The sequence below is a fragment of the Brevundimonas abyssalis TAR-001 genome (assembly GCF_000466985.1).
In the GTDB taxonomy this organism is placed as follows: Bacteria; Pseudomonadota; Alphaproteobacteria; order Caulobacterales; family Caulobacteraceae; genus Brevundimonas; species Brevundimonas abyssalis.
Genome location: NZ_BATC01000006.1, coordinates 48,933 through 63,145, shown reverse-complemented (window position 1 = coordinate 63,145; position 14,213 = coordinate 48,933). Strand labels below are relative to the sequence as shown.

The following is a 14,213-nucleotide window of genomic DNA, read 5'->3' as shown; positions in this document are numbered from 1 at the left end:
TTTATATGTTTATGAGGCCGGGGCGGTTGCAGATGTGCGGGAGTCCGGATTGATGCGGTTGAACGCCCCCGTCCTCGTCATCGCCGGGCTTGTCCCGGCGATCCATACGCGCGGACGGGGCACGGCGCGCCCGGACGGGTCCGTGATTATGGATTCCCGGCACAAGGCCGGGAATGACGGTATTTGGGAGTGTGGCGTGTGCGCCGGAGCAGGATGACATGACCGAACCCCTCGTGCCCGAGGACGAGCTGGAGTTCCGCTATTTCCGCGCGGGCGGGCCGGGCGGCCAGAACGTCAACAAGGTGTCCACCGCCGTGCACATGCGCTTCGACGCGGCCAGGTCGCCGTCGCTGGACGAGGCGGTGCGGACGCGGCTGATGAAGGCGGCGGGCTCGCGCCTGACCAATGAGGGCGTCATCCAGATCACGGCCACGCGCTTCCGCACCCAGGAGCGCAACCGCGACGACGCGGTGGAGCGGCTGAACGCCCTGATCGAGAAGGCCCGCATCGCCCCGGTGAAGCGCATCCGCACCAAGCCCACCAAGGGGTCGAAGGAACGGCGCCTTCAGGCCAAGGCGGGGCGGTCGAAGATCAAGGCCGGGCGGGGACGGCCGGATTTCAGCGACTGAGCCCCAGGGCGGTCGACAAGCCGAACTCCGTTATGCATAGGCTTACGGCCAAGCTTGATTCAGGAGATTTCAGCCTATGCCCCTCGCCACCAACCAGACCATCCTTCGCCTGGCCGCCGCCCTCGCCTTGACAGCGGGCCTCGCGGCCTGCGGCGGCGCGGAGCCGGTGGACCATGGGCCCGCGGTGGACGAGACGCCGGCGGCGGCCCTGAGCGCCGAACAACGGCAGGCGGGCGCCGCCCAGGCGACCGCGGCGCTGGACCAGCACGTGCGGGATCTGGCGAGCGGCTATACGCGCGCGTCCGGATTTGAGGACCGCGTCGCGCCGCTGGCCGACAGCGGGCAGGACCGCTGGTCCGTGACGCTTCAGGAAGGCGTCGCCTACCGCATCATCGCCGGCTGTGACGCCAATTGCTCGGACGTGGATCTCTATCTGGAGAACGCCGAGGGCGTGGTGGTCGACAGCGACACCCTGGTGGACGACTATCCGGTGGTGAACGTCACCCCGACGGCGCAGGGCCGCTACACGGTGCGCACCACCGTCTTCAGCTGCGGCGACGCCTCGGCCTGCTACACCGCCACCCGCATCCTGCAGGAGCAGTGAGAGACCGGCCGCCCGGGTCCACGCCCGGGCGGCCGCTATCAGAAGGGTCGACAGGCGGCGCCCTCAGATCAGGGCGTCGGTGGCGGCCTCCACCAGCTCGAACAGGCCGTAGGCCCCGGCCATGACCACGAGCAGCAGGGCGGCGTTGACCGTGTGCTTGATCAGCTTGTAGCGGCGGACGTCGGTCTGTTTCAGGGCCCGGATCCGGGCGCTGATGGGCGCGAGCGAGGCGAACAGGGCGCTGACGAAGCCGCGCTGGTCCTCCGCCGTATTGGGCACCAGCGTTCCGGCGGCCAGACGGCGGTAGCCGGCGTTGAACACCCGGCCGAAGACGTTGAGGGGCCGGGCCACGTCGCACATGAGGATCAGGCGGCTGTCGCCCGTGTCGTTGCGGGCCTGATGGGGATAGGTCTCGTCGAAGATGAAGTCCTGACCGTCGCGCCAGGACATGGGCACGCCGTCCACCTCGATCAGACACGCGTCCGCGTTGGGCGTGCGCAGGCCCAGATGATAGCGCAGGGAACAGGCCAGCGGGTCGGCGTGCAGGGTCAGTTCGGACCCCGCGGGCAGGACCGTGAACATGGCCCCCTTCACCTCGGGGATCTGGTTCAGCAGGGCCACGGTGCGCGGACAGGTGCGCTGGGCCGAGCGGTGGGTGGTCCCGTACCAGGTGAGATAGAATTTGCTCCAGCCGCGCTTGAAGAAGGTGCGGAAGCCCAGGTCGTAGGAGCCCGCCGAACCCTCGGCCTTGGCCGCCTCGAAGGCGCCGCCGGCCTGCAGGGCCAGGGCCTCGTCGCGGATCACCTGCCAGTTGTCCCGCAGCAGGGCCAGGTTGGGCATGCGCTCCGCCGCCGTCACCGGCCCGCGCGCCCAGGGGCGGGTGGTCATGTACAGGACGCAGTTCAGGGGCGCGAAGATGGGCCAGGACTTGCGCAGATACTGGGTCAGGCTGGCGTAGCGGGTGCGCCCGCGCCAGCGATAGACGTATGCGATCGAACACAGCGAATACAGCACCAGCGCAGACAGCGCGACGACACTGAAGCTCATGGATTGTCCCCCGACCCCGGCCGGAGTCTTACGGCCAAGCTCGGGATTGTCCAAGCGGGATGTGAGGGTTTGGGGTGGGGGGGGCCTCGGGGTCGAGGCTCCGGGCCAGCATGGCCAGTTATGGACTTGTTGACCGATCACACCTAAGTTGGGCCTCAAATGGACTGGGGTTTCTCGGTCGGCGTGGGGCTCCCGGCTTTTGTCGGGGGCCTTCTGCTTTCAAGGGAACACCTTCATGCCGCCATGGGCGAGCTTCGGTTGCATAACGTCGAAGGCCCGGTTTTCCTGCATCGGGCGTAGAACCTTCAAGCCGATGGGGCGCGCAATCAGATCTGCAAGTTGCAGTCCTGATGAGTTGCACTTTTTGTCGGCAAAAACGGGCTCCCACTCCATCGCGCGAAAATCAGGCTGCTTATATCCCCAATTCGCCTGATTGACGGTTATGCGCCGGAAGTGAAGCTCCAGCTCCGCGTCTTCCTTCTTGCCTCGACTCTCGAAGACGACGTGCACGATCCGCCCCTCCTGACCGAGCTGCCGGAGCCGAGCCAGCAAAGTCTCCATGCAGAAATGGAGCGCGATCTCGTACGGGCTCCAGGGCTTGGCGTACTTCTCCGCGAGCCGGATTTTGTGAATCACAGCGGCAATGACATCGATTTCCGCTTCGGAAACAATGCTGTTTATACGGTTCAGAAAGGCTTCGCGCCCTGCTGCATCGGCCTGAAGGAAGGCGAAATCCTTCTGTTGTCGGCGGATATCCCGTTCGTGCAGCATAAGTTGGTCATGCCCCACGAAGTCAAACTTCAATCGTTGGAGTCGAGGCACGATACGATCAGCGTAGTCGACCTTGGATGCCAGGACGCAGTTGAGGACGAAGACCGGAAAAGTCGGGTCTGGTCTTTCCAGAACAGGCGAGCCGCTCTCGTCGGCGAAGACGATGTAATCGGAGAACGGCATTTCCGATTATTGGCAGAGCAGTCAGGGACTCGCTAGAGGGACGCTTAGGTTACCCGGTCGTCACGACGACCGTGCCCTTCGCCCCCTCGCCTGCCCCATCTACCCCGCCGGGCGGAACACCAGACCGGCGATCTTGCCGTCGTCGCCGAGGGCGATGAACCAGTCGGTGACGGCGTTGTCGAAGGTGGCGCGGTAGTGCTGGGCGCCCTGGACCTCGCCCTGATGCTCGAGGGTCTGGACGGCGCCGAAGCCCTGGATCATGGGGGTGATGGAGGCCTCGCCGGCGCGGACGGCGTCGGCCAGTTCCGTGACCATGTCGTCGTAGTTGGGGGTTCCGGCCTGCATGGCCGCGATGGTGGTGCGCAGCATGGTTTCTTCGGCGGAGACCTGCGCCTCGGCATGGGCGGCGTGGTCGCCGTGGCCGGCGTGGTTGTCTTGCGCCAGGGCAGCGGCGGGGACGAGGGCGAGCGACATCGCAAGAATGGGGGCGAACAGGATCGGCTTCATGGGGGTGCTCCGGCTGGGGGTCACGACAGGACGCCCGTGGACAGGATCAGGGCGACGGCGGCCCCGGCAGCGGCGATGATGGATAGCACGGCGGGCCAGCGGGCGGCGACCCGGCGCTCGATGACGATGGTCTGGGGCGCGTGGGGGGCCTGGGCCCATCTGGACAGGGCGCGCAGGGTGTCGAGGCCTTCCTGCAAGACATCGCGGGCCTTGGCCTTGGGGCCCAGCTCGCGCTGGATCCACTGCTCCACCACCGGCTTGGCGGCCTCCCACAGGTCGTGATCGGAATTGAGGCGGCGGGCCACGCCCTCCACCGAGACCATGGTCTTCTGCAGCAGGATCAGTTCGGGACGCAGGTGCATGTCGAACAGGTCGGTGATCTCGAACAGCTGGCCCAGCAGGCGGCCCATGGACACCTGGGACGCCTGTTTGCCGATGACCGGCTCGCCCACCGCGCGCAGGGCCTGGGCGAAGGTCTCCACCGAATGGACGGGGGGCACATAGCCGGCCTCGAAATGGACCCGGGCGATGCGGGGATAGTCGCGGGTGAGGAAGCCCCACAGGATCTCGGCCAGGTAGCGGCGCTCGCCGGGGCCGAGGCGGCCGACGATGCCGAAGTCCACCGCCACGGCCTGGGCCGGGGCCGAGCAGAACAGATTGCCCTCGTGCAGATCGGCGTGGAAGACGCCGTGGTCCAGGGCCTGGGACAGGAAGGCGCGCACGATGTTGTCGGCCAGCTGGTTCTTGTCCAGCCCCGGCTGCTCGGCGGCGGCGGGGTCGGTCATGGGCATGCCCTCGGCCCACTCCAGCGTCAGGACCCGCTTGCCGACCCCGTCCCAGATGACGGCGGGGGCGGTCATGTGGCCGTCGCGGGACATGATCTCGCCCAGCTCGCTGGCGGCGGCGGCCTCGAGCCGCATGTCCAGTTCCAGCTGCAGGGCGCGGGCGATGGTCTCGACGAAGGCCTCGGGCTCCAGACGGCGCAGCAGGGGCACGAAGCGGCGGGTGAGTTTGGCGCCCAGCCGCATGGCGTCGAGGCCGAGGGCGACGCGGCGCTCCACGCCCGGGCGCAGCACCTTGACCGCCACCTTGCGGCCGTCGGCCAGATACGCGGGGTGGGCCTGGGCCAGGGAGGCGGCGGCGATGGCGGGCTGGAAATCGGTGAACAGGGCCTCCACAGGGCGGCCCAGCGAGCGCTGCACCTCGCGGCGGGCCTGATCGATGGGGAACGGCGGCAGGCGGTCCTTGAGCCGGCCCAGGTCGCGGGCGAACTCGGTCCCGAAGATGTCGGCGCGGGTGGCCAGCACCTGGCCCAGCTTGATGGCCACGGGCCCCAGGTGCTCGAAGGCGGCGCCCAGACGCTGGCCCGGGCGGCCGGCGCGGCCCTGGGGCCCGGAGAACAGGTGCAGGAACCGCGCGATCATCCGGGCCCAGACCGGCAGCAGGGGGGTGATCTCGCGCGGCGCCAGGGCGTCGTGGCGGATCAGCACCCACAGCCAGCCCTGCAGCCGCAAGAAGGATCCCACGGGGTCGCGCACGCGCACGGGCGGCAGGGGGGCGGCGGTCTCGGGCGACGGATTGAAGGGCACGGTCAGAGGGCCCAGCCGTGATGGATGGCGGCGACCCCGCCGGACAGGTTGGTGACGGTGACCCGGCTGAAGCCGGCGTCCTCGATCATGGCCTTGAAGGTGTTCTGATCGGGGAAGCGGCGGATGCTTTCCACCAGATACTGGTAGCTGTCCCGGTCCTTCGCCACCCAGCCGCCGATGGCCGGGATGGCGTTGAAGGACCACAGGTCATAGGCCTTGCGGATGGGCTCGGCGGTGGGGCGCGAGAACTCCAGACACAGGAAGCGGCCGCCGGGCTTGAGCACGCGGCGGGCTTCGCGGAGGGCCTGGGGGATGTCGGCCACATTGCGGATGCCGAAGCTGATGGAATAGGCGTCCACGCTGGCGTCCGGCAGCGGCAGGGCCATGGCGTCGCCGACGGTCCAGGTCATCTCGGGCTCGCCGCCCTTGTGGACCCCGGCCATGATCATCTCGGCGTTGTAGTCCAGCACGATGACCTCGCGTCGGCGCCGCCCAGACGCTGCTGGGCGCGGCGGGCCATCTTCGCATAGCGGCGGGCCATGTCGCCGGTGCCGCCGGCCACGTCGAGGATGCGCTCGCCGGGGCGGGGATTGAGCTTCGCCGCCGCCGCGTCCTTCCACAGCCGGTGCACGCCCCCGCTCATGAGGTCGTTCATCAGGTCGTAGTTGGAGGCCACGGAATCGAACACCCCGCGCACCAGCTGAACCTTCTCGCGCGCGTCCACGTCGCGGAAGCCGAAGGATGAGGTCTTTTGCGCAGGCTCGGTCATGGCATCGCTTTAGCGGGTGCGGGGCGCGCCGTCACCGCCGCACGTGGCCGCATCCGCTTGCCGCAGGGAGCGGTGCGCGATAGGCCGGAGACAGGATTGTCAAAGGAGACGGACATGGCCGCTGAACGCATCGGGGCTGAAAAGGCTCTGGAAGGACTGCCGGGCTGGGCCCGGGCGCCCGGCGAGCGGGACGCCATCGTGCGCAAGTTCGTGTTCGAGGACTTCAACGCGGCCTTCGGCTTCATGACCCGCGTGGCCCTGAAGGCGGATAAAATGGACCACCATCCGGAGTGGTCCAATGTCTACAACCGGGTCGAGGTGCTGCTGACCACCCACGACGCCGACGGGGTCACGGGGCTGGACGTGGCGATGGCGGAATTCATGAACGGCGCGGCCGTGGGGCTGGGCGGGAAATGAGCGGGCGGCTTGAAGGCAAGATCGCCCTGATCACCGGGGCGGCGGGCGGGCTGGGACAGGCCATGGCGCGGCGCATGGCCGAAGAGGGCGCGCGGCTGGCCCTGACCGACATCGACGAGGCCGGGGCCCGGGCGCTGGCGGACGCCATCAACGCCGACCACCCGGACGCGGCCTTCGCCTACGCCCACGACGTCACCGATGAAGGGCAGTGGATCGACGTGATCGAGCGGGCCGTCAGCGATCTGGGCGGGCTGTCGGTGCTGGTCAACAATGCGGGCATCGGCGGTGAACTGAAGCCGGTGGTGGAGACCGATCTGGACGCCTGGCGGCGGGTGCAGGCCATCAATGTCGAGTCGGTCATGCTGGGCTGCAAGCACGCCATTCCGCATCTGGCGAAGTCGGGACGGGGCTCGATCGTCAACATCTCGTCCATCGCCGGGCTGACGGCGACGCCGGGCATGGGGCCCTACAATGCGTCCAAGGCGGCGGTCTGGCTGTTCTCCAAGACCGTGGCGCTGGAGTGCGCGAAGGCGCGCAACGGGGTGCGGTCCAACTCGGTGCATCCGGTGTTCATCAAGACCGGGATTCTGGACCCGTTCGTCGCCATGGCCGGCGGCGACGAGGCTGTGGCCCACGACAAGCTGGCGCGCGGCATTCCGCTCAAGCGCATCGGCGAGCCGGACGACGTGGCCTGGTGCGTGGTCTATCTGGCCTCGGACGAGAGCAAATTCATCACCGGCGCCGAGTTCAAGATCGACGGCGGCATGTCGGCGCAATAGGCCTCAAACCACCATCACCGTGCCGAGCAGGACGCGGGCGCCGCGACGGCCCAGGGCCTGATTGACGGCGAACTGAAGGTCGCGGGACAGGCGGTGCACGTCCGGCGGTTCGCCGGGACGCAGCGAGGCGGCGAAGCTCTGGACCACCTGCACCATCTGGGCGCGCAGGCGCGGTCCGGCGCTGGCGGCCACGGCGCGCAGATCCACATCCGGCACGTCGATGCCCACGTCCACGGTCAGGATGCCCCGGCGGCCGCTGGCGCGGGTGACCGAGCCGTTGATGCTGTTCAGATTGATGTAGCTGGCGGCCGGCGCCCCGCCGTCGTCCGACGCGGGCGCGGCGGCCGCGGCCGATCCGGCCGAGGCGGCGACGAGAGCCAGTCCGATGAGGGCGCGGCGATCCATGGCCGCACCCTGCCCCGGCGCCGCTTAATCCGGGGTTACGCGCTCGGCGGAAATGTAGGGCTTCAGGTCCAGCAGGGCGAACAGGCGCGCGTCCTCGTCCTCCTCGGGGTTCGGCGTGGTCAGCAGCTTGCCGCCCACGAAGATGGAATTGGCCCCGGCCAGGAAACAGAGCGCCTGCATCTCCGGGCTCATGCCCTCGCGCCCGGCGGACAGGCGGACCATGGATTTGGGGCAGACGATGCGGGCCACGGCCACGGTGCGCACGAACTCGATGGGGTCGATCTCGCCCTCCCGCATCACCCGCTCGCCCAGCGGCGTGCCGGTGACCGGGACCAGCGCATTGACCGGCAGGCTGTCGGGATGTTCGGGCAGGGTGGCCAGGGCGTGCAGCAGGCTGGCCCGGTCACGGCGGCTTTCGCCCATGCCGACGATGCCGCCGCAGCAGGTGGCCATGCCCGCGTTGCGCACATGCTCCAGGGTGTCGAGCCGCTCCTGATAGGTGCGCGTCGTCACCACCTCGGCGTAATATTCCGGCCCGGTGTCCAGGTTGTGGTTGTAGTAGTCGAGCCCGGCCTCCTTGAGCTCCTTCGCCTGCTCGGCCGTCAGCATGCCGAGGGTGGCGCAGGTCTCCAGACCCAGGGCCTTCACCCCGCCGATCATGGCCGCCAGTTTCGGCAGGTCGCGGTCCTTCAGCTCGCGCCAGGCCGCGCCCATGCAGAAACGGTCCGCGCCGCCCGCCTTGGCCGCCATGGCCTCGGCGATGACCACCTGGGCGTCCATCAGCTTCTCGGCCTTCAGGCCGGTCCTGAAGTGGGCCGACTGGCTGCAGTAGCCGCAGTTCTCGGCGCAGCCGCCGGTCTTGACCGACAGCAGCTGGGACTTCTGGACGGCGGACGGGTCGAACCAGCGCCGGTGCACGGCGGCGGCGTCGAACACCAGCTCCATGAACGGCCGGGCGAACAGGGCCTCGACCTCGTCCAGGCGCCAGTCGTGGCGCGGGATGGACAGATCCTGGATGCGGACGGGTGCGTTCATGTCGGGCCTCCTCGAACAGGCGGCTTAGCAGCGCCCGCGCCGGGGATGAACCCGCAATCGTCAGCTCGCCAGACGCAGGTTATCGACCGGGCGCCGCGCCCCGCCCAGGCGGAAGCGGCCCACCTGGCGGTTCAGACCGTCGGCCTCGCTCGCCATCTGGCGCGTGGCGGCGGTGGCCTCCTCGGTCATGGCGGCGTTCTGCTGGGTGATGGAGTCCATATGGGTGAAGGCGGCCTTCACGTCGGCCAGGTCATCGGCCTGACGCCGCGCCGAGGACGCCATGGCCTCGGCCAGGCTGTCCACGCTGGTCACCTGGGTATCGATGCGCTCCAGCGCCTGACCGGTGCGGTCCACCAGTTGCACGCCCTCGTTGACCTGTTCGCCCGAACGCCGGATCAGGTCGCGGATTTCACCCGAGGCCTCGGCGGACCGTTGCGCCAGGGCCCGGACTTCGGACGCCACCACCGCGAAGCCGCGGCCCGCGTCGCCCGCCCGGGCCGCCTCGACGCCGGCGTTCAAGGCCAGCAGATTGGTCTGGAAGGCGATTTCGTCGATCAGGCTGACGAAGCCCGCGACGTTCTCCGAGGATGCGCGAATGGCCTCCATGGCCGTGCGGGCCTGAACCACCACAGCCACCCCCTGCTCCACCTCGCGGCGGGTGGAGGCGGCGGCGCCCGCCGCCTGGGCGGCGTCGGCGGCGGTCTGGGCGACGGCCTGGGCGATCCCGTCGGCCGTGGCCACGGTGCGTTCCAGATGCGCGGCCTGCTGTTCGGTGCGAAGCGACAGGTCGTCCGATGCGCTGGCCAGCTGGGCCGAGGCGGAAGAGAGGGCCGCGGCGCTTTCCACGACCCCGGACATGGCGGCTTCAAGCGCCCCGACGGCGGTATGGAAGTCGTCCCGGAGCGAACTGTACTCGTCGGGGAAGGGCTGGTCGATGGAGACGGACAGGTCTCCGGCCGCCAGGGCCTTCAGGGCGGCCCCCAGCGCCGTCACCACGCGCGCCTGACGGGCCTCGGCCTCCTGCTGTTCGACGGCGACCCGATCCCGTTCGGCCTGGAGGGCTTCCAGATAGATGGAGATGGCCAGATCCATATCCAGCAGGACCCGCTGGGTGAGTTCGGCCACGGCCTCTGCGGTCTGGGCCTCATGGGCGGCGCCGGCGAACCTCTTGCGGGGACGCGCGGCGACAGCCTTGACCAGTTCGGCCAGGATCAGGCTGTAGCCGCCGATGTACCAGCGCGGCTCCAGCCCGATGCGGGCGTGGACCTGGCCGATGGTGCGGACGGAGGCCGCGTAGTCAGCGTCGGGCCGCCCTCGAATCAGGGCGTCCCAGTGTCTGGCCTGGGCGGCCTGGGCGGCCTGCATGTGGCCGGGACCCGAGAAAAAGCGCCGGACCTCCGGCGTCTGCTCGATCTGACCATAGAAGCGGGTGAGGGCCCCGGGCAGGGCCTCGCGCAGAATGGGCTCAACGGCCCGATAGGCCGCAGAAGGTTCAGCCAGGCGCATAAAGGCCATGCGTTGCGAAAGATTATCGGCGGACACTGTAAGTCTCTAAAAATATGAGCGGATTCGAACCCGCCGTAAGAATGCGATACCCTTGCTCCCGAAGTGGTTTTGCAGGGATTAACAGCGGTTGCGACGTTTCGCCTGGGCGCCGGGCGTGAAAAAGGGCGGCTCCGGAGAACCGCCCTTTCCAATCCTCGCAGGCGCCTGCCTCAGCGCGGGCTGTAGGCGTGCGGCATGCGCTGGTCGCGGTTGGGGTGATACCGGTCGCGAAGCTCCAGATTGCGGGCCTGGAGGGGCTGTTCGACCCCGGCGATGAACACCGCCTCGGGCTGGTTCATGGGCTCCAGCGGGTCTCCGGACCAGACCACCACGTCCGCCGCCTGTCCCACGGCCAGGGCGCCGAAGCCCTCCTGGCCGAAGATACGCGCCGGATTGACGGTGATGGCGGCGATGGCGGCCTCGAACGGCAGGCCGTTGGCCACGGCGTTGCCCGCGTTGTAGCGAGCGTCCCGGGCCCTATGGGCCGAGCCGCCGGGCTTGATGGCGATGGTCACGCCCGCCGCGTGCAGCCGGGCGGCGTTCTCCTGCCGCGCGGCCCGCACCTGGAAGTTCGAGGGCAGATTGGCCAGCGGGTTCAGCAGCACCGGCACGTTCGCCGCCGCGATGCGGTCGGCCACCAGCCAGCCCTCCTCGGCGCCGTCCAGGATCAGGCGGATGTTCTCCTCCTCAGCCAGACGCAGCACCTGCAGGATGTCGGCCGCGCGGTGAACGCTGACCACCAGCGGCATGCGGCCCTCGGCCACCGGGATCAGGGCCTCCAGATCCGCGCGCGACAGGGACAGGTCGCGCAGGCCCGCGCGCTCGTAGGCCTGACGGTTGCGGGCGTAGAGGCGAACCTCGGCCATGGTCTCGCGGAACAGGGTGAACTCGGCCCCGCGCGCGCCGCCGGCGATGCCGGCGCCGGCCTCGCCGAAGGGCGCGACCATGGCCACATTGGAGCGCACCAGGATGTCGGTCCCGCGCGCCAGATGCACCACCGCCGCCTGACCCGCGAACAGGCCCGGCGTGTGATAGCCGCCGTGACCGGCCCCGGCGGTTTCGTGCTCGTGCACATGGCCGCCGGACGAGCCGGGATGCTGGGGCATGACCACCGCGCGGGTGACGCCGCCGAGGCGGGCCACCGGAATAGTGATGGACCAGGGGTCGAGGCCGCGCGACACGTCGAAGGCGGCGCTGAGGCTGTTGCTGGACTGGCGCAGGTCGTTGGAGCCGGAGACGGAGGAGACCTCGCTGCCGCCGATGCCGGAATCCACCGCCACGATCCCGGGGGTGACCACCCGGCCCGCGGCGTCGATGACGCGGGCGCCGGCGGGCACCGCGGCGTCGGGGCCGATGGCGCTGATGCGGCCATTGCGGATCACCACCGTGCCGGAGGCGATCTCGCCCGTGCCGGTCAGGATGCGGCCATTGGTGATGGCGACGGCGTCCTGAGCCACGGCGGGCGCGGCGGCGAGGGCCAGGGCGCAGACCGCCAGGGCGCTGAAGAAATTACGGCGGATCATTGGGCGCCTCCGACGGTGTTGGGCTGGCCGGGCTGGCCCAGTTCGAAGTCCGTGCGCGGCTGATAGGCCGGATCGTTCCGGTCATAGGTCAGGGCGCCGTCGATGAAGACCTGCTGGGCCCGCGCATAGACGCTGAACGGGCTCACGTCCCAGATCACCACATCGGCGCGCTTGCCGGGCTCCAGCGAGCCGGTCTCGTCGTCCACGCCGATGGCGCGGGCGGCGTTGATGGTGATCCAGCGCAGGGCGTCCTCCTCGCTGAGATCCAGTCCGGCGCGGCGACCTGCGGACAGGGCGGCGGCGGCTTCCTGATTGAGCCGCTGGATCAGGGTGTCGTCGTCGGAGTGGATGACCGCGCAGCTGTTCTCGGGCGCGTCGACGAAGGCGACGTTCTCCTCGATGGCGTCCAGGGCCTCCATCTTGAAGCCCCACCAGCCCGTCCACATGGCGGCGCAGATCTCGTTCTCGGCCAGCATGTCGGCGATCTTGTAGGCCTCGGTGGCGTGGTGGAAGGTGCGGATCGAATAGCCGAACTCCTCGGCGATATCGATCATCACCGCCATCTCGTCGGCGCGGTAGCAGTGGTTCTGCACCGAGATGGAGCCGTCCAGCACCCCGGCCAGGGTTTCGAGCCGCAGGTCGCGGTTGGGGGGCGTTCCCTCCCCGTCCTCGCGCCATTCGCTCCAGCGCCGGGCGTAGTTCTGGGCGTCGATGAAGGCCGAGCGGTAGCCCGCCACATTGCCCATGCCGGTGGCCGGGCTCTGGTTGCGCGAGCCGTAGACCCGCGACGGGTTCTCGCCGCAGGCCATCTTCACGCCGTAGGGGGCGCCGGGGAACTTCATGCCCTGCATGGTCACCGAGGGCACATTGCGCAGGGTCACCGAGCGGCCGCCGAACAGATTGGCCGAGCCGGGCAGGACCATGACCGTCGTCACCCCGCCGGCGCGGGCGGTGTTGAAGCCGGGGTCCTGGGGCCAGACCGAATGTTCGGACCAGACATAGGCGGTGTTGGGGTTGGTGGCCTCGTTGCCGTCGGACATGCCCATCACGCCGGGCGAGGGATAGACGCCCAGATGGGTGTGCACATCGATCAGGCCCGGGGTGACGAAGCGGCCGCGCGCGTCGATCACCTGGTGGCCCTGGGGCACCGGGGTGTTCGCGCCGCCGACCGCCGCCACACGGCCGTCGGTCATGATGACCACGCCGTTCTCGATGCGCTCGCCGGCGGCGGTGAAGACGGTGGCGCCGACGATGGCGGCGTCACGGCGCGGCAGGGGCTGATAGGTGGAGGGGAACGGATCGGGATTGGCCGCCGCGTCCAGGCCGCGCGGCAGCTCGGTGCGCTCCCGGGCGGGGGCCGAGGCCGCGTCGCCGCCGTTGTCGGCCGCGCCGGTGGTGGCGCAGGCGGTGAGGGCCAGGGCGGCCAGCGCACAGCCCGCGAGCGCGAGGCCGCGGCCCCGCATGCGATGAGAAATCATGGATATTTCAGCCCCTTGCGTTTCCCGATCTGGAAGCGTGGGGCATCAAAGCGCGTCAGGGCGGACAGGAAAAGCCCCAATCGCCGCCTCAGCCGTCCAAATCCAGCCGCGCGCGGATTTCGGCTTCGGAAAGGCCTGTGATCTCAAGCGTCTTGACGCGGGCCGAGGCGCCGCGGGCGAGGGCCACGTCGGATTTGGGAATCTTCAGCGTCCGGGCGATCAGGACGAGCAGGCCGGCGTTGGCCTGGCCGTCCGTGGGCGCGGCGCGCACCCGCACCTTGAGCACGGGGCGGCCCCCGGCGTCGGTCTCCCAGCCGTCGATGCAGTCGGCGCCGCCGCGCGGGGTGAGCCGCACGGTCAGCCGCGTCATCAGAAGGGCAGGACGTCGTACAGCAGCCTGCAGAAGGGCGGCAGCAGATAGAGCTGCGCCCCGCGCAGGACCAGCAGCACGATGATCGGCGTCACATCGATGCCGCCCAGGGGCGGGATCACCCGGCGCAGGGGCGCCAGCAGCGGCCCGGTCACCTGATCGAGGAAGCCCGCGACCTGGGCCACGAAGCGGTTGCGGTAGTTGATCACGTCGAAGGCGAACAGCCAGCTCATGATGGCGCTGATGATGATCGCCCAGAACAGCAGCGTCAGCACCGCGCCGACGATGAAACAGATGAAACCGGCCATGCCGCGCCCAAATCTCCCAAGGGGTTGTCGAGGCGCTTCTAGCGGTCTTCGCCGCCCGCGCCAAACCCTTCCGGCGATCCGGGTGGGGGGACTCGGGATTCTATTGACACCGCAGGGCCGCCCCGCCTATGTCGCGCCCTCGCCTGGAACCCCGGCACGGGGCCGTAGCTCAGTTGGTAGAGCGCGTCGTTCGCAATGACGAGGTCAGGGGTTCGACTCCCCTCGGCTCCACCAGGCGTTTCCCGATCAGATGA

At 69.3% G+C, this 14,213-nt stretch carries 15 protein-coding genes, 1 tRNA gene and 1 pseudogene; 5 read left to right on the top strand and 12 right to left on the bottom strand.

Translation table 11 applies throughout. The features are described 5' to 3' along the window. Positions 1–218: 218 nt before the first annotated feature. Positions 219–629 (top strand): alternative ribosome rescue aminoacyl-tRNA hydrolase ArfB, encoded by a 411-nt coding sequence (arfB, locus tag MBEBAB_RS03015; protein ID WP_021696456.1) that lies wholly within the window; start codon positions 219–221, stop codon positions 627–629. A 76-nt stretch (positions 630–705) separates the two neighbouring features. Continuing rightward, positions 706–1,233 carry a hypothetical protein gene (locus MBEBAB_RS16425; protein WP_021696455.1) on the top strand — a complete coding sequence of 176 codons (528 nt, stop codon included), beginning with the start codon at positions 706–708 and terminating at the stop codon, positions 1,231–1,233. Between the two features lie 63 nt (positions 1,234–1,296). Here MBEBAB_RS16425 and MBEBAB_RS03005 read toward each other — a convergent pair whose 3' ends face one another. The 5 genes and pseudogenes from MBEBAB_RS03005 to MBEBAB_RS02985 all read right to left on the bottom strand — a co-directional run bounded on the left by MBEBAB_RS03005 (position 1,297) and on the right by MBEBAB_RS02985 (position 6,099). Continuing rightward, positions 1,297–2,280, bottom strand: coding sequence for an aspartyl/asparaginyl beta-hydroxylase domain-containing protein (locus MBEBAB_RS03005; protein ID WP_021696454.1), 984 nt, complete (start codon positions 2,278–2,280; stop codon positions 1,297–1,299). A gap of 219 nt (positions 2,281–2,499) precedes the next feature. Beyond that, the gene (locus MBEBAB_RS03000; protein ID WP_045318736.1) at positions 2,500–3,234 is read right to left on the bottom strand and encodes a DUF3800 domain-containing protein; all 735 of its coding nucleotides are present in this window, start codon (positions 3,232–3,234) and stop codon (positions 2,500–2,502) included. A gap of 99 nt (positions 3,235–3,333) precedes the next feature. Further along, positions 3,334–3,741 (bottom strand): hypothetical protein, encoded by a 408-nt coding sequence (locus tag MBEBAB_RS14930; protein ID WP_021696453.1) that lies wholly within the window; start codon positions 3,739–3,741, stop codon positions 3,334–3,336. 20 nt (positions 3,742–3,761) lie between these two features. Continuing rightward, complete coding sequence (ubiB, locus tag MBEBAB_RS02990) at positions 3,762–5,285, bottom strand: 2-polyprenylphenol 6-hydroxylase (protein ID WP_045318749.1); 1,524 nt, start codon at positions 5,283–5,285, stop codon at positions 3,762–3,764. 47 nt (positions 5,286–5,332) lie between these two features. Next, positions 5,333–6,099: pseudogene (locus tag MBEBAB_RS02985) on the bottom strand (class I SAM-dependent methyltransferase). Between the two features lie 114 nt (positions 6,100–6,213). Between MBEBAB_RS02985 and MBEBAB_RS02980 the strand changes: the two are divergent. Both MBEBAB_RS02980 and MBEBAB_RS02975 read left to right on the top strand, forming a co-directional pair. Continuing rightward, positions 6,214–6,516, top strand: a complete 303-nt coding sequence (locus MBEBAB_RS02980; RefSeq protein ID WP_021696450.1) for a 4a-hydroxytetrahydrobiopterin dehydratase — start codon at positions 6,214–6,216, stop codon at positions 6,514–6,516. Next, positions 6,513–7,295, top strand: a complete 783-nt coding sequence (locus tag MBEBAB_RS02975; protein ID WP_021696449.1) for an SDR family oxidoreductase — start codon at positions 6,513–6,515, stop codon at positions 7,293–7,295. The genes MBEBAB_RS02980 and MBEBAB_RS02975 overlap by 4 nt, the downstream gene beginning before the upstream one ends. 3 nt (positions 7,296–7,298) lie before the next feature. Here the strand turns inward: MBEBAB_RS02975 and MBEBAB_RS02970 are convergent, their stop codons facing one another. The 7 genes from MBEBAB_RS02970 to MBEBAB_RS02940 all read right to left on the bottom strand — a co-directional run bounded on the left by MBEBAB_RS02970 (position 7,299) and on the right by MBEBAB_RS02940 (position 13,959). Then, positions 7,299–7,700, bottom strand: coding sequence for a hypothetical protein (locus MBEBAB_RS02970; protein WP_021696448.1), 402 nt, complete (start codon positions 7,698–7,700; stop codon positions 7,299–7,301). A gap of 24 nt (positions 7,701–7,724) precedes the next feature. Further along, positions 7,725–8,735 carry a biotin synthase BioB gene (bioB, locus tag MBEBAB_RS02965; protein WP_021696447.1) on the bottom strand — a complete coding sequence of 337 codons (1,011 nt, stop codon included), beginning with the start codon at positions 8,733–8,735 and terminating at the stop codon, positions 7,725–7,727. Positions 8,736–8,795: 60 nt separating this feature from the next. Next, positions 8,796–10,277, bottom strand: a complete 1,482-nt coding sequence (locus tag MBEBAB_RS02960) for a globin-coupled sensor protein (RefSeq protein WP_052516722.1) — start codon at positions 10,275–10,277, stop codon at positions 8,796–8,798. A 173-nt stretch (positions 10,278–10,450) separates the two neighbouring features. Beyond that, the gene (locus MBEBAB_RS02955; RefSeq protein WP_021696445.1) at positions 10,451–11,803 is read right to left on the bottom strand and encodes an amidohydrolase family protein; all 1,353 of its coding nucleotides are present in this window, start codon (positions 11,801–11,803) and stop codon (positions 10,451–10,453) included. Then, the gene (locus MBEBAB_RS02950; RefSeq protein WP_021696444.1) at positions 11,800–13,281 is read right to left on the bottom strand and encodes an amidohydrolase; all 1,482 of its coding nucleotides are present in this window, start codon (positions 13,279–13,281) and stop codon (positions 11,800–11,802) included. The genes MBEBAB_RS02955 and MBEBAB_RS02950 overlap by 4 nt, the downstream gene beginning before the upstream one ends. An 88-nt stretch (positions 13,282–13,369) precedes the next feature. Further along, the gene (locus MBEBAB_RS02945) at positions 13,370–13,651 is read right to left on the bottom strand and encodes a DUF167 family protein (RefSeq protein ID WP_021696443.1); all 282 of its coding nucleotides are present in this window, start codon (positions 13,649–13,651) and stop codon (positions 13,370–13,372) included. Beyond that, positions 13,651–13,959, bottom strand: a complete 309-nt coding sequence (locus tag MBEBAB_RS02940) for a YggT family protein (protein ID WP_021696442.1) — start codon at positions 13,957–13,959, stop codon at positions 13,651–13,653. The genes MBEBAB_RS02945 and MBEBAB_RS02940 overlap by 1 nt, the downstream gene beginning before the upstream one ends. A gap of 158 nt (positions 13,960–14,117) precedes the next feature. On the opposite strand from MBEBAB_RS02940, the gene MBEBAB_RS02935 reads away from it, so the two are divergent. Beyond that, positions 14,118–14,193 (top strand) — tRNA-Ala (locus tag MBEBAB_RS02935). Positions 14,194–14,213: the final 20 nt, after the last annotated feature.